The sequence below is a fragment of the Streptococcus sp. HMSC065H07 genome, assembly GCF_001837325.1.
GTDB classification, from domain to species: domain Bacteria; phylum Bacillota; class Bacilli; order Lactobacillales; family Streptococcaceae; genus Streptococcus; species Streptococcus salivarius_H.
On record NZ_KV832043.1, the window covers coordinates 76308 to 98343 of the forward strand.

Below are 22036 nucleotides of genomic sequence, written 5' to 3' on the forward strand. Positions count from 1 at the left end.
GATGACATATAAAGGTTATTTGATTGATTTAGATGGAACTATTTACAAGGGGAAGGATCGCATTCCTGAGGGAGAAGCCTTCGTTAAGGAGTTGCAGAAGCGTCAGATTCCCTATCTTTTTGTGACTAATAACAGTATGCGTACACCAGAGATGGTCCAAGAGCTTTTGCGTAATCAGTGCGAGTTGGAAACGCCTCTTGAGACCATTTACACAGCTACTTTGGCGACAGTTGACTACATGAACGATATGAATCGTGGCAAGACGGTTTATGTTATCGGTGAGACTGGGCTTAAATCTGCAATTGCGGAAGCGGGGTATACGGTAGATGAGGAAAATCCTTCCTATGTTGTGGTGGGCTTGGACCGTGAAGTCACTTATGAAATGTTGGTAAAAGCAACGCTTGCTATCCACAAAGGGGCTATATTTATTGGAACTAACCCAGATTTGAATATCCCAACAGAACGTGGTCTTCTTCCAGGTGCTGGTTCCCTCTTGGCCCTTATTGAGGCGGCTACCCGTGTGAAACCAATCATTATTGGTAAGCCTAAAGCTATTATCATGAACAAGGCTCTTGAAATCCTTGGGACAGAACGTAGTCAAACGATTGTGGTTGGTGATAATTACTTGACCGATATTACAGCTGGTATTAAAAATGACTTTCCAACACTACTTGTGACAACTGGCTTCACCAAGGTGGAAGAGGTTGCAGGTCTACCTGTCAAACCAGACCACGTACTTGCTAGTCTAGCGGAGTGGGATTTTGATGCGAACTAAGATTGAAGCTGTACTGACTCCGATTTGGCTCCTGGCCCTGTCTATCCTAGTGACGATTTATCTGGCATGGGGATTCTATTATTTTGATATTGACTGGATGCATCTTATGGACTATGTCATTATCGGAAAGACGGAGCTTTGGCATAATTTCAATGTCCTCATGCAGTACCTGACCTTTCCTTGGGTTGGTCATCTGGCCATGCCTGATTTTCCATCGTCGGAGAGTGGGCTAAAGCATTTTCATGATGTGAAGTGGCTCTTTCATTTGGTACAGGGGCTTGTTATTCTACTGGCTTATCCCGCAGCAACTTCTCTTTGGCGAAATGTGAAGAAGGGCACCTTTGGTCTTTATCGTAGGCTTTATCTGAGTCTGGCTGTTTTGCCAATTCTTATAGGGACTATAGGACTATTTCTTGGTTTTGATGAGTTTTTCACGCTCTTTCATGAAGCCCTCTTTCCTGGAGATAGCAGTTGGCTCTTTAATCCAATCTTGGATCCGATTATCAACGTTTTACCAGAAGAGTATTTCCTTCAATGTTTTGTGATTTTCTTTATTATTTATGAGGGGTTGATGGTGAGTTTGACCTGGTTGGCCCATAAGCAGCTTACAATGTATTTGAAAAATAAGGAGTAGTTATGTCTATTCGTGATAACCATTTGCATACCCATCATTCCTATGATTCGGATGCGAACTTTACTGACTATTTGACACATTTTGATGGGGAGATTGTAACGACTGAGCATTATGATCTCTCTAATCCTTATACCAAACAGGATGATGTGCCCGAGTACGAGGCTTATAGTCACGAAATCGAAAGTCTTAACCTCAAGTATGGCAATCGTATTAAACGTGGCATCGAGATTGGTTATTATCAGCCTAGGGAAAAGGATATTTTGGCCTTTTTGGATGGGAAGGACTATGATCTCAAGCTTCTTTCTGTTCATCATAATGGCGTCAATGATTATCTTGATGATGAGGTGGCTGATATGGACAAGGCTAGCATTATTCAAGAGTATCTGGACAAGTTGGAGTACGCTATTGGTCGTGTGGACGCAGATGTTCTGGCCCATTTTGACTATGGTTTCCGACTTTTTGACGTGACTGTTGATGAGTTAAAAGCCTATGAGGAGCAGCTCAAACGCATTTTCCAGAAAATGATGGCTAATGATTTGGCTTTTGAGCTGAATGCAAAGAGCATGTACCTTTATCATCATGAAGACCTCTATCGTTATGCCTTGGGGCTTGTTAAGGATCTGGGATGTTGCAAGTATTCTATTGGCTCTGATGGACATAAGTTAGAGCATTTTCGTCTGAACTTTGATAAGATTCAGGTGCTCTTGAGAGAATTTGATATTACTGAAGATATGATTATATAGCGAAGATGGCTTCAACTGAAGCTGTCTTTTTCTTAAGGAAAACTTAAAGGAAAAGCGTGGTTGTGGGATTTATAGAAGATTTTAAGCTTTGCTTGTTATGCTAATGTCAATCAAAAGAAACTTATGGTTTCTATCTTATCTATCACATTTGGAGGTTTTCTATGAAATTTCTTAAAAGGCATGCCTATGCCTTACTCTTTACCCTTTTTCTGATGGGGGCAAATGTCTACTCTCTCTTAAAGGTCTTTGTCATTCCCTCAGCGGTCTCAACGGTTTCAGCCAATACGACTAGTTCAAGCACAGCTTCGTCGACAGCGTCTACCAGCACTGGTAAAGTCACTAAGACGGATACGACTTATAAAGATGACAATATGGATATCAAAATCACGACAGGTAAAACCAGTGATACTACTTACTATGTTGCCGATATCAAGCTTTCAAGTGCAGATTACCTTAAAACGGCTTTGGCACAAAATACCTATGGGACCAACATCACCGAGACTACTTCAAGTATTGCCCAGCAAAATAATGCTATCTTTGCCATAAATGGTGACTATTATGGGGCTAATCAGTCAGGTTATGTGATTAAGAATGGTCAAGTCTATCGTGATACTGATCGAAACAGTGATTACGAGGACCTTGCCGTTTACTCAGATGGTAGCTTCAAGACCTTTAAGGAAAGCGATACAACGGCTCAAAAATTGGTTGATTCAGGTGTGGTGAATACCTTTGCCTTTGGTCCAACCTTGGTTGAAAATGGCAAGGTAGCTGTATCAGAAAATGAAGAGGTTGGTCAAGCCATGGCTGACAATCCACGTACAGCTATCGGCGTTATCGAAGAGAGTGACGGCAGTGTGCACTATATTGTCATTGTCTCTGATGGTCGTACCAGTGAGTCGTCAGGATTGACTCTTTATGAAATGGCAGAGTTGATGAAATCTTATGGTGTGACGACAGCCTATAACCTTGACGGTGGTGGCTCATCTACCATGTACTTCAATGGTCAAGTCATTAACAAGCCAACCACAAACGGAAACAAGATCTCAGAAAGGGCGGTGAGTGATATTGTTTACATCGGTTACTAAAAAATCAGCTAGCAAACACTTTTTCACCTACATCGGTCTAACCATTTTTAGTCTAGTCTTTACCTTTGTTTATGAACGCTTTTCTTATGGCGAATCATCCATGTTTATGCGCATGATGTTCTTTGCACCATTGGCTGGAGCACTTATTTATCTACTTACTGGACTGGGGATGTCTTGGGTGAGAAATCGTGCCTCAAAACTTCTCTTTAATTCAGCCATCGCTGTTGTCGCTAGTGCTTGTTTAGTTAAAGGCATTGTTGAAGTCTCAGGACGTACAACTAGTGTAGATATGCCCTATTGGTATGTGGCAGCTGGACTACTTTGTTTGAGTCTCCTAACGGGATTTATCAGACCTAAAAGACTGGCTTAACCATGAGAGCTTGGAGCTGTGCTTCAGGCTTTTTGTCTTGCTTTGAAAAATTATTTAGGATAAATATACAAATTATATTATGAAGAAATGATTTCAATTTGGGAAATAGTACAAAGAAATTGTCATAAAAAATAACTGAGCAAGATTTTTTGTGATAGGAATTTAGATAGAACGAGATCTTCTGTAGTGATGAAAGTACTTGAAAAAAGTAGTGGTTTCCAGTTAAACTATCACAGTCAGAAGTCTCTTTAGGGATCCACTTGGTTTGTAAAAAGATACCGCATCAACTTTTTATTTATTTGAACTCAATTTCACAGCAGTTTGTTTTGGCTATTAAATATACAAGGAATTCAAGTTTTTATAAAAATATACAAAAAAGACTTGCTTTGTTCTGAATTTTTAGGTAAAATGAACTAAAATCTAAATCGTTGATAGAAAAAGTCAGATCGTTTCACAGAGAATGCGGGAAGCTGAGAACGCATGAGATCAAAGACGACACATTCTTGAGAGCGTATGCGAACTCTGGATGACAGTAGTGTACGACGGGTGGTTCCGTTAGAGACTAGGAGTTACAAGAGAGATTTTGTGACTTCATGAGGAAGAGGGGGCGACCCCTGTTCGAATTAAGGTGGAACCACGTGCCAACGTCCTTGCAAAAGTTGTTTTTGTGAGGGCGTTTTTTGTTACCCTTGCTTTTAACATTTGTAGCTAGTAGTACAATTGGTCGGAGTTGAACAGAAAGGATAAACTATGGAAATCAAAGGATTACGAAAGATTGAACCCTATGTAGCGGGTAGTCAGCCTGCTGAGAAAAATATCATTAAGTTGAATACTAATGAAAATGCCTATGGACCAAGTCCAGCAGTCCATCAAGCTTTAGCATCCTTTGATGTCTATCAGTTACGCAAGTATTCGACTTTGGATCAAGCAGCTTTACGTCAGGCTTTGTCTGAACAGTTGGGTGTGCCTGCCGATCAAGTGATTATCGGAAATGGCTCAGACGATATCCTGTCAATGGCTTTCCTAGCTTTCTTTAATAGCGAGGAAGAAGTTTTGTTTCCAGATTTGACCTATGGTTTCTACAAGGTTTGGGCAGATTTGTACCACATCCCTTTTAGAGAAGTGCCTTTGAGCTCTTCGTTTGAGATAGCTACTCAAGATTATCTGGAGGAAAATGGTGGGATCGTCCTTACTAATCCGAACGCGCCAACAGGTATTTGTAAACCGCTCGATCAAATTGAGGAGATTGTAAAGGCTAACCAGTCGGTTGTTGTGATTATTGACGAAGCCTATATTAACTTTGGTGGGGAGACGGCCTTACCACTCCTAGAAAAGTATGACAATGTGTTTATCACTAGGACCTTTTCTAAGGATGCCTCCCTTGCTGGTCTGCGTGTCGGCTATGGCATCGGAAGTCCTAAACTAATGGCTGTAATCAATGCCGTCAAAAATTCGGTCAACCCCTATAATGTGGATAGCATTGCGGAAGTCTTGGCGACTGCAGCGGTTAAGTCATGGGACTACTATGAGGACACTTGCGCAAAGATTATGGCAACACGTGACTGGTTTAGCCAAGAATTGCAGGCGATTGGTTTTGATATCCTACCTTCAAAAACTAATTTTGTTTTGGTCAAACCTCACGGAGTGACTGCAGGTCAATTGTTTGACTACCTCCAAAGTAAGAAAATTTATGTCCGTTATTTTCCAAAAGTGGAGCGTATTTCAGACAGACTACGCATTTCTATTGGGACGCAGGATGAGATGGAGCACGTATTAATGACAATACAGGAGTTACAAGCATGAAAAAAACGACATTAGCCTTAGGAATGCACGATAAACTTTTCAAACGTGCCCGTACCATGTATCAGATTGAACACCGTATCTGTGACTTGTTGATGACAAAGGGCTTTCTTCGGATTGAGACACCAACCTTAGAGCATTTCGAAGTCTTTAGTGATCTTGTGGACAATGGAAACTATAATTTCTTTGACAAAAATGGAGATCTTGTTAGTTTACGTCCTGATATTACCAGCCAAATTGGGCGTGTGATTGCTTCGACTCAAGTTCATACACCGATCAAATTTTCTTACTCTGGAAAAGTCTTTAACTACAATGAGGAGATGCGTGGCTTGTCCAATGAGCATACGCAGGCTGGTGTGGAAATCATTGGTTTTCCAGTTCATCAGGCATTGGAAGAAGCAATAGCTTCTGCTAAAGAGGCTCTAGATGCTGCAGGGGTCAAAAATTACAAGTTTGAATTTTCACATGCCCGCCTCCTACAACTCATTTTTGAAGAATTAAACCTTCCAGCTGTAAAAGAAGCAGAGTTGGCGGCCTATATCCGTGACAAATCGATCACCGGTCTTAAGGAGTTCACCAAAGAAAATCCAAGTCAATATGACAAGGTCTTGGAGCAGTTACCCTTCTTGTTTGGTGAGACAAATGCTGTCTTGACCAAGGCTAGACAGTTAACAGACAGTGAAGCCTTTTTGACGGCCTTGGATAGTTTGGAAGTTTTAACTAATCGTTTATCAGATAGTCTCCCAGAGACGACGCTTGATTTGGCTCAATTGCCAGCAGTGCCTTACTACACGGGCATGATGTTTAAGGTCTTCGGTGACAAGGTACCAGATGCCTTTGTATCAGGTGGCCGTTACGATAAACTATTTGAACGCTTTGGAGCTACCGAGTTAACAGCGGTTGGCTGGGCCATTGATATCGACTCAGTTTATCAAGCAGTACATGACGATGTGGAATTTGGAGGTGACTTGGATGACTAGCAATCAAATCACAATTGCCTTGACCAAGGGACGTATTGAGAAAGATACGGTTAAATTACTGGAAAAAGCTGGCTTTGATATGTCTTTCATGGCCGATAAAGGACGTAATTTGATTTTCGAGAGTCCTGACAACCGGTTCCGTTTTCTCTTGGTCAAAGCTCCAGATGTGACTACCTATGTTAGACACGGCGTCGCAGATATTGGGATTGTCGGTAAGGATGTTTTGGTCGAACATCCGACAGGCTATTTGGAAATGTTAGACCTTAATTTTGGTCTTTGTAAATTCTCTGTAGCATCAACAGGAGACTATAACCCTGATGACCATAAACGTAAACGTATTGCGACCAAGTATCCAACCATTGCTACGGATTATTTTAATCAAAAGGGTGAGGATGTTGAGATCATTTCGATTCAGGGGAGTGTTGAGATTGCCCCGGTCATTGGTCTAGCAGATGCCATTGTCGATATTGTGGAAACAGGGAATACCCTTGTTGCTAATGGCTTAAAAGTTTATGAAGATATTTGCAGGATTTCAGCACGAATGATTGTTAATAAGGCTTCTTTGAAAAATAACAAGGAAGTTCTACCATTCATTTGTAAGATTGAATCACTTGTAGGGAACGAGGAGGTACCGTTCGAATGAAACGATTAACTGGAACAAATAAAGAAATTGCGGAGCTTCTTTATCAGGAGCAATTGGAACTGTCAAAAGAAAATAGAGACGTTGAAAGTACGGTTCAAGCCATTATTGAAGACGTTAAAAAACGTGGAGACGAGGCCCTTCGTGACTATTCATCTAAATTTGATAAGGTTGACTTGACTGATTTTGAAGTTGGACAGGACTTGATTGATCAAGCCTTTAAAGAGATTGATCCAGAGGTTTACCAAGCCCTAGTCAATGCCAAAGAAAACATTGAATCTTATCACAAACATCAGTTGGAGACTGGTTTTGAGGACCAACCAAGTGAGGGTGTTATTCGTGGTCAATTGATTCGTCCTATCAATCGTGTGGGTGTCTATGTGCCTGGAGGAACTGCGGCTTATCCGTCATCAGTTCTTATGAATGTTATTCCTGCCAAAATTGCTGGGGTTAAAGAGATTATTATGATTACGCCGCCTCAAGAGCACTTTGTTCCTGCGATTCTGGTAGCCGCCAAATTGGCCGGTGTGGATAGCATTTACCAAGTTGGTGGGGCTCAAGGGGTTGCGGCCTTGGCCTTTGGTACAGAAACGATTCCAAAGGTGGACAAGATTACAGGTCCTGGTAATATTTTCGTGGCGACTGCTAAGAAACAAGTTTATGGTATTGTCGGTATTGATATGATTGCAGGACCATCAGAAATTGGTGTTATCGCTGATAGTAGTGCCAATCCAACCTATGTGGCAGCTGACCTCTTGTCTCAAGCAGAGCACGACACGCGCGCACGTGCCATTTTGGTCACAGATTCTGAAGCCTTGGCTGATGCGGTTGAAAGTGAGATTGAACGTCAACTCAAGCTTTTGCCACGCGAGGCGATTGCTCGTCCATCTGTCGAAAATAACGGTCGTATTATTATTGCCAATGATACAGATGCCATGTTTGAACTCATGAACTTGGTTGCTCCAGAACATTTGGAAATTGCTATGGACAATGCTTATGATTACTTGGAAAAAGTGGAAAATGCTGGTTCCGTCTTTCTTGGTCACTTTACCAGCGAACCAATTGGCGACTACTATGCAGGTGCCAACCACGTTCTTCCAACGACAGCGACTAGCCGCTTTTCATCAGCTTTAGGCGTGCATGATTTTGTCAAACGTATCCAATATACGCAATACGACAAGGCAGCAGTTAATAAGGCTCAGCACGATATCACAACCTTGGCTTATGCGGAAGGCTTGCAGGCCCACGCCAAGGCAATTGAAGTCAGAAACGACAATAATTGAGAGAGTAGAGGAAGAAGTTATGAGACAAGCAGAAATTGAACGTAATACCTTTGAAACCAAAATTAAGTTAAGCCTCAATTTGGATGCTCAAGAACCAGTAGATATTCAAACAGGTGTCGGATTTTTTGACCACATGTTGACCTTGTTTGCCCGCCACGGTCGTATGTCTTTGGTGGTTAAGGCTGATGGCGACCTTTGGGTTGATAGTCACCACACTGTTGAAGATGTCGGTATTGTCCTTGGTCAAGCTCTTAAAGAGGCCTTGGGCGATAAAGCAGGAATCAACCGTTATGGAACGGCTTTTGTACCTATGGATGAAACCCTCGGAATGGCAAGTTTAGATTTGTCTGGACGTAGCTTCTTGGTCTTTGATGCTAGTTTCGATAATCCAAAATTGGGTAATTTTGATACAGAACTGGTAGAAGAATTTTTCCAAGCCTTGGCTTTCAATGTTCAGATGAATCTCCATCTCAAGATTCTCCACGGAAAAAACAATCACCACAAGTCAGAAAGTCTTTTCAAGGCAACAGGACGTGCCTTGCGTGAGGCAATCACAATCAATCCTGACATTCACGGCGTAAACTCGACAAAGGGGATGCTATGATTATCGTCATTGATTACGATGCTGGGAATACTGCAAATGTTCTGCGTGCCCTTGAAAAAATCGGAGTGACTGCAGAATTGTCTGCCGATAAAGAAAAAATCCTAGCTGTAGATGGGTTGATTTTACCTGGTGTAGGTGCTTATCCAACGGCTATGGCAGAGTTGGAGCGAAGAGGTTTGGTAGCTGTTATCAAAGAGGCAGTCGCACAGGGAGTTCCCCTTTTAGGAATTTGTTTAGGCATGCAGATTTTAACAGAAAAAGGGCTAGAACATGAAGAAACAGATGGTCTTGGCTTTATTCCAGGTGTCTGCTGTCCTATTCCAGCCAGCAAGGAGCAACCTGTCCCACATATGGGGTGGAATGATTTGGCTGTTAAGCAAGCCAGCCCTTTGACAGATGGTTTAGATGGCCAAGCCGTCTACTTCGTTCACAGTTATTTCACAGATGTCCCTAGTCAATACATTGATGTTACCGCAGATTATAGTATTGAGGTACCAGCCATGATTCATAAAGACAATGTTTATGGGGCCCAATTTCATCCTGAAAAATCAGGGGATATTGGCTTAGGTATTCTTGAAAAGTTTGCAGGGTTATGTAAAGCCTAGAAGCTCTTGAGAGCAAAGTTTTTTCACTTAGAAAGGATGGTAGGGGAGATGCAAATTCTACCAGCAATTGATATTAAGGATGGACAGGCTGTTCGTCTCTTCAAAGGAGATTTCAACCAACAAACCATTGTTAATCCAGACGTTATTGAGCAAGCAAAGACCTTTAAGGATGCGGGCATTCAATTTATTCACGTCGTCGATTTGGATGGTGCCCTTGATGGTCGTGCCACTAACCGTGACTTGATTGCAGAGGTCAAGAAGGTTTCTGGACTTGGCATCGAAGTTGGTGGCGGTATCCGTACCTTGGAGCAGATTCGTGATTATTTGGCAGTTGGCATCGACCGTATCATTATCGGTTCAATGGCCGTTAAAAATCCTGACTTCGTTAGAGCAGCTTTAGAGGAATTTGGTGCTGACAAGATTGTTGTGGGTATTGATGCTAAGTCTGGGTTTGTCGCTACTGAAGGCTGGTTGGAAACCAGCAATGTAGACTATATTACCTTGGCCAAGGAAATGGAAAAGATGGGCGTAACCCTCTTTGTCTATACTGATGTTGATCGAGATGGCACACTGACAGGACCCAATCTTGATCACTACAAACGTTTGGTATCTGAACTCACAACCGCCAAAGTCATCGCTTCCGGTGGGATTGCAGAAGTAGCCGACTTAGATCACCTACAAGAGATTGGTGTGGCAGGAACCATTGTCGGTAAAGCTTACTATAACGGCAATATCACAATAGACCAACTCAAGTCTTTCGGAGGTTAATATGCTTAAAAAACGTATTATTCCTTGTTTGGATGTCAAGGACGGTCGTGTCGTTAAGGGGGTTAATTTTGTGAATTTGACAGACGTTGGAGACCCTGTTGATTCTGCACGTGCTTACTATGAGGCTGGCTGTGATGAACTTGTTTTCTTGGATATCACAGCGACTTCAGACAATCGTGAAACAACGGTTGACATGGTGCGCCGCGTTGCCAATCAGGTCTTTATCCCCTTCACAGTTGGTGGTGGTATCCGTTCAGTTGAAGACATGAACAAGATGCTTAAAGCTGGTGCTGACAAGGTTGCGGTCAATTCCTCAGCCCTTGCCAACCCGCAACTAATCGCTGATTGTGCTCAAAAATTTGGCAACCAGTGTGTAGTGGCTGCGATTGATGCCAAAAAGATGGCTGATGGGAGCTGGCATGTCTTTGTGGCAGGTGGCCGTAAGGATACAGGTAGGGACCTCATCCAATGGGCTCAAGAAGTCGTCGCCTTGGGAGCTGGAGAAATTCTCTTAACCAGCATGGACAAGGACGGCACTAAGTCTGGTTTTGATTTGGAAATGCTAAATCGTGTGGCGGAAGTCGTTGATGTTCCGATCATCGCTTCTGGTGGCGCGGGAAATATTGAGGACATTGTAGAGGTCTTTGAAAAGACAACAGCGACTGGTGCACTGGCAGCCTCTATCTTCCACTTTGGTGAGGTAAATATAGGCGAAACCAAACAAGTCTTGGCAAATGCAGGAATTGAGGTGAGACGATGACAGAGGTTAAACTTGATTTTGACAAACAAGGAGGACTGGTACCAGTCATTGTGACCGATTACAAGACGGGGCAGGTGCTCATGTTGGCCTATATGAATGAGGTGTCCTATCAGTTGACCCTAGAGACCAAACAAATGCATTACTGGAGCCGTTCTAGAAATGAGCTTTGGCATAAGGGAGCCACATCTGGTCATTTCCAACATGTTAAAAGCATCAAGACTGACTGTGATCAGGACACCTTGCTTATCGCCGTGGAACAAGAAGGAGCAGCCTGTCATACAGGAGCCTACAGCTGTTTCTTTACGGATATTTATGATGACAATCAAGACAGATAGGAGTAGCTATGTTAGAAACACTTTATAAGGAAGCCTTAGATCGTAAAAAGAATCCCAAAGAAGGGTCTTATACCAATTATCTTTTTGACAAGGGGCTAGACAAGATTCTTAAAAAGGTTGGCGAAGAAGCGACAGAAGTTGTGATTGGGGCCAAAAATGCTGATAAAGAAGAAATTGCCAACGAGACAGCAGACGTTCTCTATCATCTAGCAGTCATGCTCGTTGAAACAGGGGTCAGCCCTGAAGACGTTGAAGCCGTACTTAAAGCACGTCAAGGCAAACAAAGCAATGTCCATGACCGAAAAGAAGTAACAGATTATTGAGGATTATCTCAACTGATTGAGACTAAAAAGAAATGCCTGAAGTGATGATTCAGGCTTTTTTTCTATGAGGAATTTTAATTATTTTGTTCCTCTAACTACCATGAGAAAGCGCTTTAAAATGCTATAATATGAGTGAAGAAGCTCGTTTTATTTGAAGGATTTGGTGTGCTTATTTATACAAATCATTGAGGAAAGGAAGGATGTCCTATGAAGAAAAATACTCCTAATATTTTAAAGCTTTCTTGCTTAGCTATTCTCCTCCTCTGTTCTATTCTTTTAGTTGGTTGTAAAGTTGTACTGCCAAATTCTTACTTCAAGGCTAGGGAAAAAACGCAAAAGATCTTGGCTCATAATGGTTTTAAGGGAAAGGTCCAAGTTAAGCTTATCAAAAAGGTGTTTCTAGATTCAGATGGTATTTATGTCGATTATACCTATTCAGAGGACACCTACGATAATCAAACCATATCATTAGATTCACAAATTACTTTTAACCTGGACTGGACAGTTAATGGTGAAGAATATGTGACCCCAAGTCATTACTGGGAAAGCTACTTACAACAAAAATCTGTAAAAAAAGAAGAGCAGAAACTCTTTAAGGAGCTTAAGAAGCAATCGTTAGGCCTTGATATCGAAGATTTCTCTTTCAGAGATCATACTACGATAGATCAAGAGGCTGGTAATCGTCGAAAACATTTAGCCGAAGAAAACCGTAAAAATGGGAAATCTGATTTTTATGGCTATTATCAAATTCCCTATCAAACAATGATTGATGAACACCTTGTCACTATGGAAATAAAAGTACATGACTCAAAAAATATTAGCAAGAAAGATTTAGAAGAGGCCGCAACTAAACTGGATGCTAGCAAGCTACCTGACGGAGAGTACGAATTTTATTTTTTCACAACTGATGAAGAAAATTCCGCTTATTATGACAATTCCGAATATATTGGCTATACCTTTAACATACAAGATGGTAAGGTTATCCAAGATGAAGATGATTAGAAAGTATTTTGATTTTCATCGATAAGCTAGACTGCCATACTAGGCCGTTAAAAGTGGGGGGTACAGCTAAGTGAAAACACTAACCTCAAAACATGCAAAGACATCTCCGAAATAAGTCGGAGATGTCTTTTTGTCTTACAAATTCTTTTTCTTTTTAGCTTTTTTGGTTAGGGCAAGATCACAATTTTCAATGCTTGAGATCAGGTGATTAGTCAATTGGAAGTCATCCACTTGGGGATTCAAGTCCACTTCGTAGACCAGTTGCATGGTCTCACCCCCATCTGTGGTGTTAAGGGAAATCAGGTCGCATTCGCTTGTGAAATTGAGTAAGGCTTTAGTGATTTTTTGGTCAATCAAGTCTTGGTAAGGGACGTTAATGGTCAGGAGTCTACGACGTTGGTTGTCGGTACGACTTTGACGATTTTCCAAAAGAAGCCAAACAGCCAAAAGGAAGATGGTAAAGAGGACGGCTAGTAAGAGGTAGCCTGTCCCAGATGCCAGACCAATAATCATAGCCATAAAGACAGCAATCAGCTCTCTGGAACCACTAGTCGCTGAACGAAAACGAATGAGACTAAAGGTCCCTGCCACGGCAATAGAGGTTCCCAAACTACCATTGACAAGGAAGATAACTAGGGTCATCAAACATGGAAGTAGGGTCAAACTGATGACAAATTCTCTGGTGTAGAGGGTCCGGTATTTGTAAGTCCAGGTTAGGGCCAATCCTAAAACAAGGCTGACCAGTAAGGCCAGCATGAGTTGAAGGGGACTAGCGGTTGCGGTCGCATCATTAAAGATAGAATTGAAGAGATTAGACATAGGCGGCAGCTCCTTTTTCTTGTGCTGGACGTGGTCCGTAGTCTAGACCTTGAGATTTATGGTAGGCACAGCTGTATTTTGAGAATTTCTGCTCTTCCAAACCATGTTTGTCTAAGATAGCTTGAAGCCAGTCAGGCTTTTTGCCAGGTGCCTTGATTTCCATGATAATCGTATCTTCATCAAGAAGGGGAAACCCATGATTTCCCTTAAAGAGACTGACGTCTTCATCACGGTAAGTCAGATTTTGATCTAGGGTAACACGAACTTTATTATAGGAATAGCCTTGGATAGTCTCTTTTTCTTTCATCGAAAAACGGTCGTAGTAGATATACATACGAGGTTTGAGACCTTCATCATAGCGTTGACGTAAGTGGTGGATATCCTGTAAGAGCTGACGATCAGTGATTTGACCATTATTCTTACCATCTGTCATCAAGTTAGTGATGGCAAGTGGAGTTGAAACGAGACGAAACTTATGTCCAATTCCTTCCTCATCTTTAGCTTTGACCTCCAGAAAGACCTTACTATCAATTTTAGGATTGGCTAGGTAGGTACGCATACGGATTTTCTCTTGACGGTGATTACCATCTAGGGCATCTTGGATGACGTCAAAATTATCCGTATCAAAGTAAATATTTGAAATGGTAGAAGTCGGATAATCGTCCTCCACTAAATACTCCTTAAGATCAGCGAGTAGGTCTTCAAGATTGTCCTTTGAGACCACATATTTTGTTTCAATACGTTTAAAACGTGTTTCCAATTGTTTAACCATGAAAAACTCCTTTTTAGATAAGATACAAAGCCGTAAAGCAACTCCCAGGAAAATAGGGAATCTGTTGCAGGAACATCTATTTTCAAACAGTCGACTTATTGTTTTAATTCTTTTTTTATAGTAGAAAAGTTGAGAGCAAATGTATTATTTCTATAAAGCACTTACTTGCTCGCCTATTAGTCTATGGGACTTTTCTGAAAGTTTTCCTAAGCTAAACTTTCACCAAACTTAACTTAAGATAAGTTTTAGTTAACCTTTAGAATTGTTTTAGGTAAGTCCCGTAAACTGTAATCATCCAAACGAACCCGAGAGGAAAAAATATGAAATCAAAAAAACTAAAAAAATGGACGACTTTATTGACCTGTGCGACTGCTCTAACAGTCATGACAGCTTGTAGTCAATCAAGCAGTCAGTCAACTGGGACGACGTCAAGCACTACATCAAAAACAAGTGCTGTAACATCAACGACCAGTAAGAAAACAAATAAGAGCAACAGCAACTACTTTACTTCTAAAGATTCTGATACCTCTTATAACGAAAGCTCAGCTACTAAGATTAAGTTATCAGGCTCATCTGCGGATGTTTCAGGTGATGGTGCAGCCCTATCAGGTTCAACTGTAACCATCTCCAAAGCTGGGACCTACGTCATTTCAGGAAAATCCGATGGTGTGCAAATCAAGGTAGACGCTGGAGATTCAGACGATGTCCATATTGTTCTAGATGGTGCTACCATGACAAATACAAATGCAGCAATCAATGCCACAAAAGCTGGTCATGTCTATCTGACACTTAAAGATGGCACTACAAATACACTTTCTGATTCAAGTTCTAATAGTGATGAAGATGCGGATGCTGTGATTTTTTCTAAAGGAGATTTGACCATTAACGGTTCAGGTACTCTAAACATTGATGCCAAGAAAAATAACGGTATTAAAGCCAATGACAGCCTTCATATGACTGGCGGTACCTATAAGATTTCCTCAGTCGGTGATGCCTTCAATGTCAATGATGAACTCAACATCACAGGAACAACTATGACCATTGAAGCGGAAGAAGATGGTGTTAAGGTCGATAATGATGACGACACCTCAGTAGGTACCATGTATCTGTCTGACAATACCATGACCATTAAGGCTGGTGACGACGGTATTCATGCGTCCGGGGACCTGATTATTGATAGTGGTACTTACAAGGTTGAAAAATCAACCGAAGGTATCGAAGGTAAATCTGTGACCATCAATGGTGGAAATATCGATGTCTATGCAACGGATGATGGTGTTAATGCGGCCAATGCTAATGCCAGTCAAAGTGAGATTTTCTTCAAGATGACCGGTGGAACCCTAAATGTTGAGGTTGGCGAGGGTGATACCGACCCAATCGATTCTAACGGAGATATTATTGTATCGGGTGGAACGATCAATTTGACTGGTCAGTCTGGCTTTGACTTTGATGGTTCAGCGACCTATACCGGTGGTGACATTACTATCAATGGTGAGAAACAAACTAAGATTGAAAACTCAATGCCTGGCGGCGGTGGCCCTCAAGGTGGCGGTGGTCCCCAAGGTGGTGGACAACCAGGTGGCTTTGGAGGAGGTCACTAAAGAGTCATAGGATGAAACAGAAAGGAAGTGCCTATGTATATTATTATTCCAGCTTATGAACCAGACAAACGCCTGATTCAGGTGGTTCAAGATATTACCATAAAACTCCCTAAAGCCCGTATTATTGTTGTTAATGATGGGAGTGGCCCAGGCTATAACGACTATTACGACGAAACGGCTTTTATTGGAGCGACTGTCCTTACCCATCCTGTCAATAAAGGAAAGGGAGCAGCTCTCAAGACAGCCTTTGCGCACATTCAAGAAGAAGTAGTCGGTCAGCACCTTTCGGCTCAACCTATTGTCACAGTTGACAGTGACGGTCAACATCTGATTAAGGATATTGTCCGTGTGGCCAAGGCAACCGAGGAAAATCCAAGTCATCTTGTTTTGGGTGCGCGTGCCTTTGTTGGTAAGGTGCCAGCACGTAGTCGCTTTGGGAATAAGGTGACTGCTGGACTTTTCCGTCTAGTAACTGGTCAGAAAGTCACAGATACTCAGACAGGGCTTCGAGGCATGTCAACCGACCTGATTCCATGGCTTCTTAATCTGGATGGCAATCGTTTCGAGTACGAGTTTAATATGTTGCTTGAAGCCAAAAAGTCAGGCCACCAAATCTCTGAAGTTCCTATCGAGACCGTTTATCTGGAGGAAAATAAAAGCTCGCACTTTCGGCCCATTCGTGATTCCATCCGTATTTACAGCCCTTTTTTAAAGTTCTCTGGCACGGCCGTTTTGGCCTCAGTCATTGATGCAACAGCCTTATTTGTGCTCTTTGCCTTGACGAAGAATCTGCTCCTTTCGGTCGTGCTAGCTCGTGTGATTTCGGCTTCCAGCCAGTGTCTACTGAACGCCAATGTGGTCTTTAATCCGACAAGCTCCCTCTTTAGATCGAGTGTTCGCTACTTTATGTTGGTCCTGGTCCTCTTGGCTTGTAATTATTTCTTACTTAGTAGTCTAGTTGCCATTGGTTTGGGACTGGTTCTGGCAAAATTGGTCACAGAAACCTTGCTCTTTTTAGTCAGTTACAGGGTTCAACATAACGTGGTTTTTGCTTAATAGCTGGCTTGAAAATTGCCAACTGATTGCATAGAGATAGCTTAATCAGTGACTTCTAAAAACTTTCCTAAAAAATAGAAAAAGACTACCGTTTTCTAGATTCGGTAGTTTTTAATATTTGTCAAAATATTTTTCAATTTACATTATGATTAAAAAGTTAAAAGGTCTGATAAAGTTTCCAAATACTTGAAAAAAATATGCTATAATGAAATTGTTTGAATTATGTAGATTTTCATTCAAACTAGGAAAATGAAATGAGGACCTAAAATGGGAAAAAAGGTACATTACAAGCTTCACAAAGTTAAGAAGCAATGGGTGACGATTGCCGTCACTTCGGCAGCACTTGCCTCTATTGTAGGTGGTGCTACAGTAGCTAATCAAAAGGTTTCAGCCGATGAAACAACAGAACCAGTTGCTACTACGACAGCTGAAAGCGATGTTGTGGTCGAAACGCATGAAGTAGCGACTCCAGCAGCAACTGCTACGACAGATGTTACAGCAGTAACAAATGACAAGTCAGCAACTACAGATACCGTAGCAACTCCAACACCAGCAACGGCTACAACTGACACAACTGCTAATACGGCAGCACCAGCAGCAACTGATCGTGCTGCCGTAGCTAATGGCGCTACAGAAACACCAGCAGCAACTGATCGTGCGGCCGTAGCTAATGGTGCTACAGACACACCAGCAAATGCAGCTACAGCGACAGATACGACGCTTACAGTAGCTGAAAAACCAAAATCTGGTGTGACTGAAAAAGAAGAAACAGCAGCGCTCTCTTTGGACAACATCAAGAAAGTTGATGGCAAGTACTACTATGTCAAAGAAGACGGTTCCTATAAAACAAACTTTGCTGTTTCTGTCAATGGCCAGTTGCTTTACTTCGGTAAAGACGGTGCTTTGACAAGCACATCAACACACTCATTCACACCAGGTACAACTAATCTAGTTGATGCTTTCTCTTCACATAACCGTGCTTACGATTCTAAGAAAGAAAGCTTCGAGTTGGTAGATGGGTACTTGACACCAAACAGCTGGTATCGTCCAGTCACTATTTTGGAAAATGGTGAAAAATGGCGTGTATCAACTGAGAAAGACTTCCGTCCACTTTTGATGGCATGGTGGCCTGATGTAGACACACAAGTTGCCTACCTCAATACTTTCTCTAAACACTTTAACCTTAACGCAACTTATTCAACCAGCCAAAGTCAATCAGAATTGAATGCAGCAGCTAAGACAATTCAAATTAAGATTGAACAAGAAATTTCAGCTAAAAAATCAACTGAATGGCTTCGTCAAGCAATTGAGTCTTTTGTGAAAGAACAAGACCAGTGGAATACTACAACTGAAAACTATACCCTTGCTGACCACCTTCAAGGGGGAGCTCTTCTTTATGTCAATAATGATAAGACACCTTGGGCAAATTCTGATTACCGTTTGCTTAACCGTACACCAAGTAACCAAGATGGTTCTCTAAATGGTACAGGAAGATACTTGGGTGGTTATGAATTCCTACTTGCTAATGACGTTGATAACTCAAATCCAGTTGTGCAAGCTGAGCAGTTGAACCAAATTCACTATCTTGTGAACTGGGGATCAATTGTTATGGGTGATAAGGATGCTAACTTTGATGGTATCCGTGTTGATGCAGTTGATAATGTTGATGCAGACCTTCTTCAAGTTTATACAAACTACTTCCGTGCAGCCTTTGGTGTGGATAAATCTGAAGCCAATGCTCTTGCTCACATTTCTATCCTTGAGGCTTGGGATTTAAATGATAATGCTTATAATCAAAAACATGATGGTGCAGCCCTTGCCATGGATAATAACCTTCGTTATGCAATTATGGGTGCACTTTATGGATCGGGCTCTTCATTGAAAGATTTGATTACTAGCAGTTTGACAGACCGTACAAATAATAGTAAGTATGGAGATACACAAGCTAACTATATCTTTGCACGTGCTCATGATAACCTTGTTCAAGATATCATTCGTGATATTGTTCAAAAAGAGATCAATCCAAAATCAGATGGTTATACCATGACTGATGCTGAATTGAAACGTGCCTTTGAAATCTATAATGAAGATATGAAGAAGGCAGAAAAACGTTATACTATTAACAATATTCCAGCTGCCTATGCTTTGATTCTTCAAAATATGGAGCAGGTAACTCGTGTTTATTATGGAGATCTCTATACGGATAACGGCCAATATATGGCTACCAAGTCTCCTTACTACGATGCTATCACAACGCTCTTGAAGAACCGTATGAAATATGTTTCAGGTGGACAATCGATGAAAGTCGACACGTTCAATGGAAAAGAAATCTTGTCATCTGTTCGTTACGGTAAAGATATTATGACTGCTGACCAAACTACGGGTGTAGCAGAAACAAGTAAACATTCTGGTATGTTGACACTTATTGCCAATAATCAGGATTTCTCACTGGGTGATGGTACTTTGAAAGTTAACATGGGTAAACTTCATGCTAACCAAGCCTACCGTCCATTACTTCTTGGTACTGATAAGGGAATTGTCACTTACGAAAATGATGCGGCAGCAGCTGGAAAAATTAAATACACTGATGCTGAAGGGAACTTGACTTTCAGTGGAGATGAAATCAAGGGGTATCGAACTGTTGATATGAGAGGTTATCTTGGTGTTTGGGTACCAGTAGGTGCGCCTGATAACCAAGATATCCGTGTTAAAGGTTCAGATAAGAAACTTGACAAGACATTTTCTGCTACTGAAGCATTGGACTCACAAGTTATCTATGAAGGTTTCTCAAACTTCCAAGATTTTGTTGAAAAAGATAGCCAATATACTAATAAATTGATTGCAGAAAATGCAGAACTCTTCAAGTCATGGGGAATCACATCATTCGAGATGGCTCCTCAATTTGTATCGGCTGATGACCGTACCTTCCTTGATTCTGTTATCCAAAATGGTTATGCCTTTACTGACCGATATGACCTTGCCATGAGCAAGAATAACAAATACGGTTCTAAAGAAGATCTTCGTGATGCACTTAAAGCCCTTCACAAGCAAGGTATTCAAGCAATTGCTGACTGGGTACCAGATCAACTTTACCAATTACCAGGAAAAGAAGTTGTAACAGCAACACGTGCTAATAGTTATGGTACTCCAAAGGCCAATGCTTATATCAATAACACTTTATATGTTGCAAATTCTAAATCATCAGGTAAGGACTTCCAAGCTCAATATGGTGGTGAGTTCCTTGATGAGCTCCAAAAGAAATATCCACAGTTGTTTGAAGATGTGATGATATCAACTGGTAAGAAGATTGATCCATCTGTTAAAATCAAGCAATGGTCTGCTAAGTACATGAATGGTACTAATATCCTTGGTCGTGGTAGTCGTTATGTTCTCAGCAACGATGCTACTGGTCGCTACTATCAAGTTACTGATAATGGTATCTTCTTGCCAAAACCTTTGACAGATCAAGGTGGTAAGACAGGTTTCTACTATGATGGTAAGGGTATGGCCTACTTTGATAATAGTGGTTTCCAAGCTAAGAATGCCTTCATTAAATATGCTGGAAATTACTATTACTTCGATAAAGAAGGTTATATGTTAACTGGTCGTCAAGATATCGATGGTAAGACTTATTTCTTCTTGCCAAACGGTATCCAGCTTCGTGATTCTATTTATCAACAGGATGGTAAATATTATTACTTTGGTAGCTTTGGTGAGCAGTACAAAGATGGTTACTTTGTATTCGATGTACCGAAAGAAGGTACTTCAGAAACAGAAGCTAAATTCCGTTATTTCTCACCAACTGGAGAAATGGCTGTTGGCTTGACTTATGCTGGTGGAGGATTGCAATACTTTGATGAAAATGGCTTCCAAGCTAAAGGTACTAAGTATGTTACTCCAGACGGAAAACTCTACTTCTTCGATAAAAATTCAGGTAATGCCTACACAAATCGTTGGGCTGAAATCGATGGTATCTGGTATGAATTCAATGATCAAGGCTATGCACAAGCTAAGAAGGGTGAATTCTACACAACAGATGGCTCAACATGGTTCTACCGTGATGCAGCTGGTAAAAATGTGACAGGTGCCCTTACTTTGGATGGTCACGAATACTACTTCCGTGCAAATGGTGCCCAAGTTAAAGGTGAATTTGTTACTGAAAATGGCAAGATTAGCTACTACACTGTAGATAATGGTTACAAGGTTAAAGACAAGTTCTTCGAAGTAAACGGCAAGTGGTACCATGCTGATAAGGATGGTAACCTCGCCACAGGTCGTCAAACAATTGACCACCTTAACTATTACTTCAATGCTGATGGAAGCCAAGTCAAATCTGATTTCTTCACTCTTGATGGTGGTAAGACATGGTACTATGCCAAAGATAATGGTGAAATCGTGACAGGTGCCTATAGCATTGGCGGTAAAAACTATTACTTCAAAGAAGATGGTAGCCAAGTTAAAGGTGACTTTGTTAAGAATGCTGACGGTTCACTTTCATACTATGATAAAGATTCAGGGGAGCGTCTCAATAACCGTTTCTTGACAACTGGTAACAATGTTTGGTACTACTTCAAAGATGGTAAGGCTGTAACAGGACGCCAAAATATCGATGGTAAAGAGTATTACTTTGATCATTTGGGACGTCAAGTTAAAGGTAGCCCAATCAGCACACCAAAAGGAGTGGAATACTACGAATCAGTTCTTGGAGAACGTGTGACAAACACATGGATCACTTTCCAAGACGGTAAGACTGTCTTCTTCGATGAAAATGGTTATGCTGATTTTGATAAATAATCAATCAATCTAATCTTAATCTGAGAGATTAAGTGAAAAACGATATGATTTGACATGAATTTATAGGTGAAATTTCTTGAAAACGAGAATCGTTTAAAGAAATTTTGCCTTTTTTTGCTCCTTAAAGAAAAAAATCTGACAAATATCAATTTTGAGTCAGAATCGTTGTAAAAGCCATTGTATCAAGGGTTTTAGTGGTTTTTATAGAAAATAGTTTTACTTATCAAATGATATGAAAATGAGAATTGAAAGCCTATGAAATAGGTGTGTTACAAAACTTTTCTAAT

At 41.2% G+C, this 22036-nt stretch carries 21 protein-coding genes; 19 read left to right on the top strand and 2 right to left on the bottom strand.

All coding sequences use genetic code 11. The features are described 5' to 3' along the window. Position 1 precedes the first annotated feature (1 nt). The 16 genes from HMPREF2637_RS08845 to HMPREF2637_RS08920 all read left to right on the top strand — a co-directional run bounded on the left by HMPREF2637_RS08845 (position 2) and on the right by HMPREF2637_RS08920 (position 12707). On the top strand, positions 2-775 hold the full coding sequence (locus HMPREF2637_RS08845) for a TIGR01457 family HAD-type hydrolase (RefSeq protein WP_064524684.1): 774 nt from the start codon (positions 2-4) through the stop codon (positions 773-775). After that, on the top strand, positions 765-1409 hold the full coding sequence (locus HMPREF2637_RS08850; RefSeq protein ID WP_037601014.1) for a TIGR01906 family membrane protein: 645 nt from the start codon (positions 765-767) through the stop codon (positions 1407-1409). The genes HMPREF2637_RS08845 and HMPREF2637_RS08850 overlap by 11 nt, the downstream gene beginning before the upstream one ends. Positions 1410-1417: 8 nt before the next feature. Continuing rightward, positions 1418-2152, top strand: coding sequence for a PHP domain-containing protein (locus HMPREF2637_RS08855; protein ID WP_064525651.1), 735 nt, complete (start codon positions 1418-1420; stop codon positions 2150-2152). Between the two features lie 161 nt (positions 2153-2313). Then, entirely contained in the window at positions 2314-3237 is a 924-nt protein-coding gene (locus tag HMPREF2637_RS08860) for a phosphodiester glycosidase family protein (RefSeq protein WP_037601015.1), read from the top strand. Further along, the gene (locus HMPREF2637_RS08865) at positions 3218-3607 is read left to right on the top strand and encodes a hypothetical protein (RefSeq protein WP_037601018.1); all 390 of its coding nucleotides are present in this window, start codon (positions 3218-3220) and stop codon (positions 3605-3607) included. Before HMPREF2637_RS08860 ends, HMPREF2637_RS08865 begins: the two co-directional genes overlap by 20 nt. Positions 3608-4357: 750 nt before the next feature. Beyond that, complete coding sequence (gene hisC, locus HMPREF2637_RS08870) at positions 4358-5410, top strand: histidinol-phosphate transaminase (protein ID WP_037601020.1); 1053 nt, start codon at positions 4358-4360, stop codon at positions 5408-5410. Then, positions 5407-6387 (top strand): ATP phosphoribosyltransferase regulatory subunit, encoded by a 981-nt coding sequence (locus tag HMPREF2637_RS08875; protein WP_037601023.1) that lies wholly within the window; start codon positions 5407-5409, stop codon positions 6385-6387. The genes hisC and HMPREF2637_RS08875 overlap by 4 nt, the downstream gene beginning before the upstream one ends. After that, on the top strand, positions 6380-7030 hold the full coding sequence (gene hisG, locus HMPREF2637_RS08880; protein WP_064524682.1) for an ATP phosphoribosyltransferase: 651 nt from the start codon (positions 6380-6382) through the stop codon (positions 7028-7030). The genes HMPREF2637_RS08875 and hisG overlap by 8 nt, the downstream gene beginning before the upstream one ends. After that, complete coding sequence (gene hisD / locus HMPREF2637_RS08885) at positions 7027-8310, top strand: histidinol dehydrogenase (RefSeq protein ID WP_064524680.1); 1284 nt, start codon at positions 7027-7029, stop codon at positions 8308-8310. The genes hisG and hisD overlap by 4 nt, the downstream gene beginning before the upstream one ends. Positions 8311-8329: 19 nt before the next feature. Beyond that, positions 8330-8914: an imidazoleglycerol-phosphate dehydratase HisB gene (hisB, locus tag HMPREF2637_RS08890; RefSeq protein WP_002888923.1), complete on the top strand. Its 585-nt coding sequence runs from the start codon at positions 8330-8332 to the stop codon at positions 8912-8914. Continuing rightward, entirely contained in the window at positions 8911-9519 is a 609-nt protein-coding gene (gene hisH, locus HMPREF2637_RS08895; protein WP_070839999.1) for an imidazole glycerol phosphate synthase subunit HisH, read from the top strand. The genes hisB and hisH overlap by 4 nt, the downstream gene beginning before the upstream one ends. A gap of 48 nt (positions 9520-9567) precedes the next feature. Further along, positions 9568-10287, top strand: a complete 720-nt coding sequence (gene hisA / locus HMPREF2637_RS08900; protein ID WP_070840002.1) for a 1-(5-phosphoribosyl)-5-[(5-phosphoribosylamino)methylideneamino]imidazole-4-carboxamide isomerase — start codon at positions 9568-9570, stop codon at positions 10285-10287. 1 nt (position 10288) lies between these two features. Then, positions 10289-11047 (top strand): imidazole glycerol phosphate synthase subunit HisF, encoded by a 759-nt coding sequence (gene hisF / locus HMPREF2637_RS08905; protein ID WP_037600580.1) that lies wholly within the window; start codon positions 10289-10291, stop codon positions 11045-11047. Then, positions 11044-11382 (top strand): phosphoribosyl-AMP cyclohydrolase, encoded by a 339-nt coding sequence (gene hisI / locus HMPREF2637_RS08910; protein ID WP_008534361.1) that lies wholly within the window; start codon positions 11044-11046, stop codon positions 11380-11382. The genes hisF and hisI overlap by 4 nt, the downstream gene beginning before the upstream one ends. Positions 11383-11390: 8 nt before the next feature. After that, the gene (hisE, locus tag HMPREF2637_RS08915) at positions 11391-11705 is read left to right on the top strand and encodes a phosphoribosyl-ATP diphosphatase (RefSeq protein WP_002884043.1); all 315 of its coding nucleotides are present in this window, start codon (positions 11391-11393) and stop codon (positions 11703-11705) included. Positions 11706-11912: 207 nt separating this feature from the next. Continuing rightward, positions 11913-12707 (top strand): hypothetical protein, encoded by a 795-nt coding sequence (locus tag HMPREF2637_RS08920; protein WP_064524674.1) that lies wholly within the window; start codon positions 11913-11915, stop codon positions 12705-12707. A 135-nt stretch (positions 12708-12842) separates the two neighbouring features. Here HMPREF2637_RS08920 and HMPREF2637_RS08925 read toward each other — a convergent pair whose 3' ends face one another. Together HMPREF2637_RS08925 and HMPREF2637_RS08930 are read right to left on the bottom strand one after the other, a co-directional pair. Beyond that, on the bottom strand, positions 12843-13526 hold the full coding sequence (locus tag HMPREF2637_RS08925; RefSeq protein WP_064524672.1) for a DUF4956 domain-containing protein: 684 nt from the start codon (positions 13524-13526) through the stop codon (positions 12843-12845). Further along, positions 13519-14298 carry a polyphosphate polymerase domain-containing protein gene (locus HMPREF2637_RS08930; RefSeq protein ID WP_064524670.1) on the bottom strand — a complete coding sequence of 260 codons (780 nt, stop codon included), beginning with the start codon at positions 14296-14298 and terminating at the stop codon, positions 13519-13521. Before HMPREF2637_RS08930 ends, HMPREF2637_RS08925 begins: the two co-directional genes overlap by 8 nt. 320 nt (positions 14299-14618) lie before the next feature. Between HMPREF2637_RS08930 and HMPREF2637_RS08935 the strand changes: the two genes are divergently transcribed. The 3 genes from HMPREF2637_RS08935 to HMPREF2637_RS08945 all read left to right on the top strand — a co-directional run bounded on the left by HMPREF2637_RS08935 (position 14619) and on the right by HMPREF2637_RS08945 (position 21749). Further along, positions 14619-15899: a carbohydrate-binding domain-containing protein gene (locus tag HMPREF2637_RS08935; RefSeq protein ID WP_064524668.1), complete on the top strand. Its 1281-nt coding sequence runs from the start codon at positions 14619-14621 to the stop codon at positions 15897-15899. A 33-nt stretch (positions 15900-15932) separates the two neighbouring features. After that, entirely contained in the window at positions 15933-16955 is a 1023-nt protein-coding gene (locus HMPREF2637_RS08940) for a glycosyltransferase (protein WP_064524666.1), read from the top strand. 267 nt (positions 16956-17222) lie between these two features. Then, complete coding sequence (locus HMPREF2637_RS08945; RefSeq protein ID WP_064524664.1) at positions 17223-21749, top strand: glycoside hydrolase family 70 protein; 4527 nt, start codon at positions 17223-17225, stop codon at positions 21747-21749. The last annotated feature ends 287 nt before the right edge of the window (positions 21750-22036 follow it).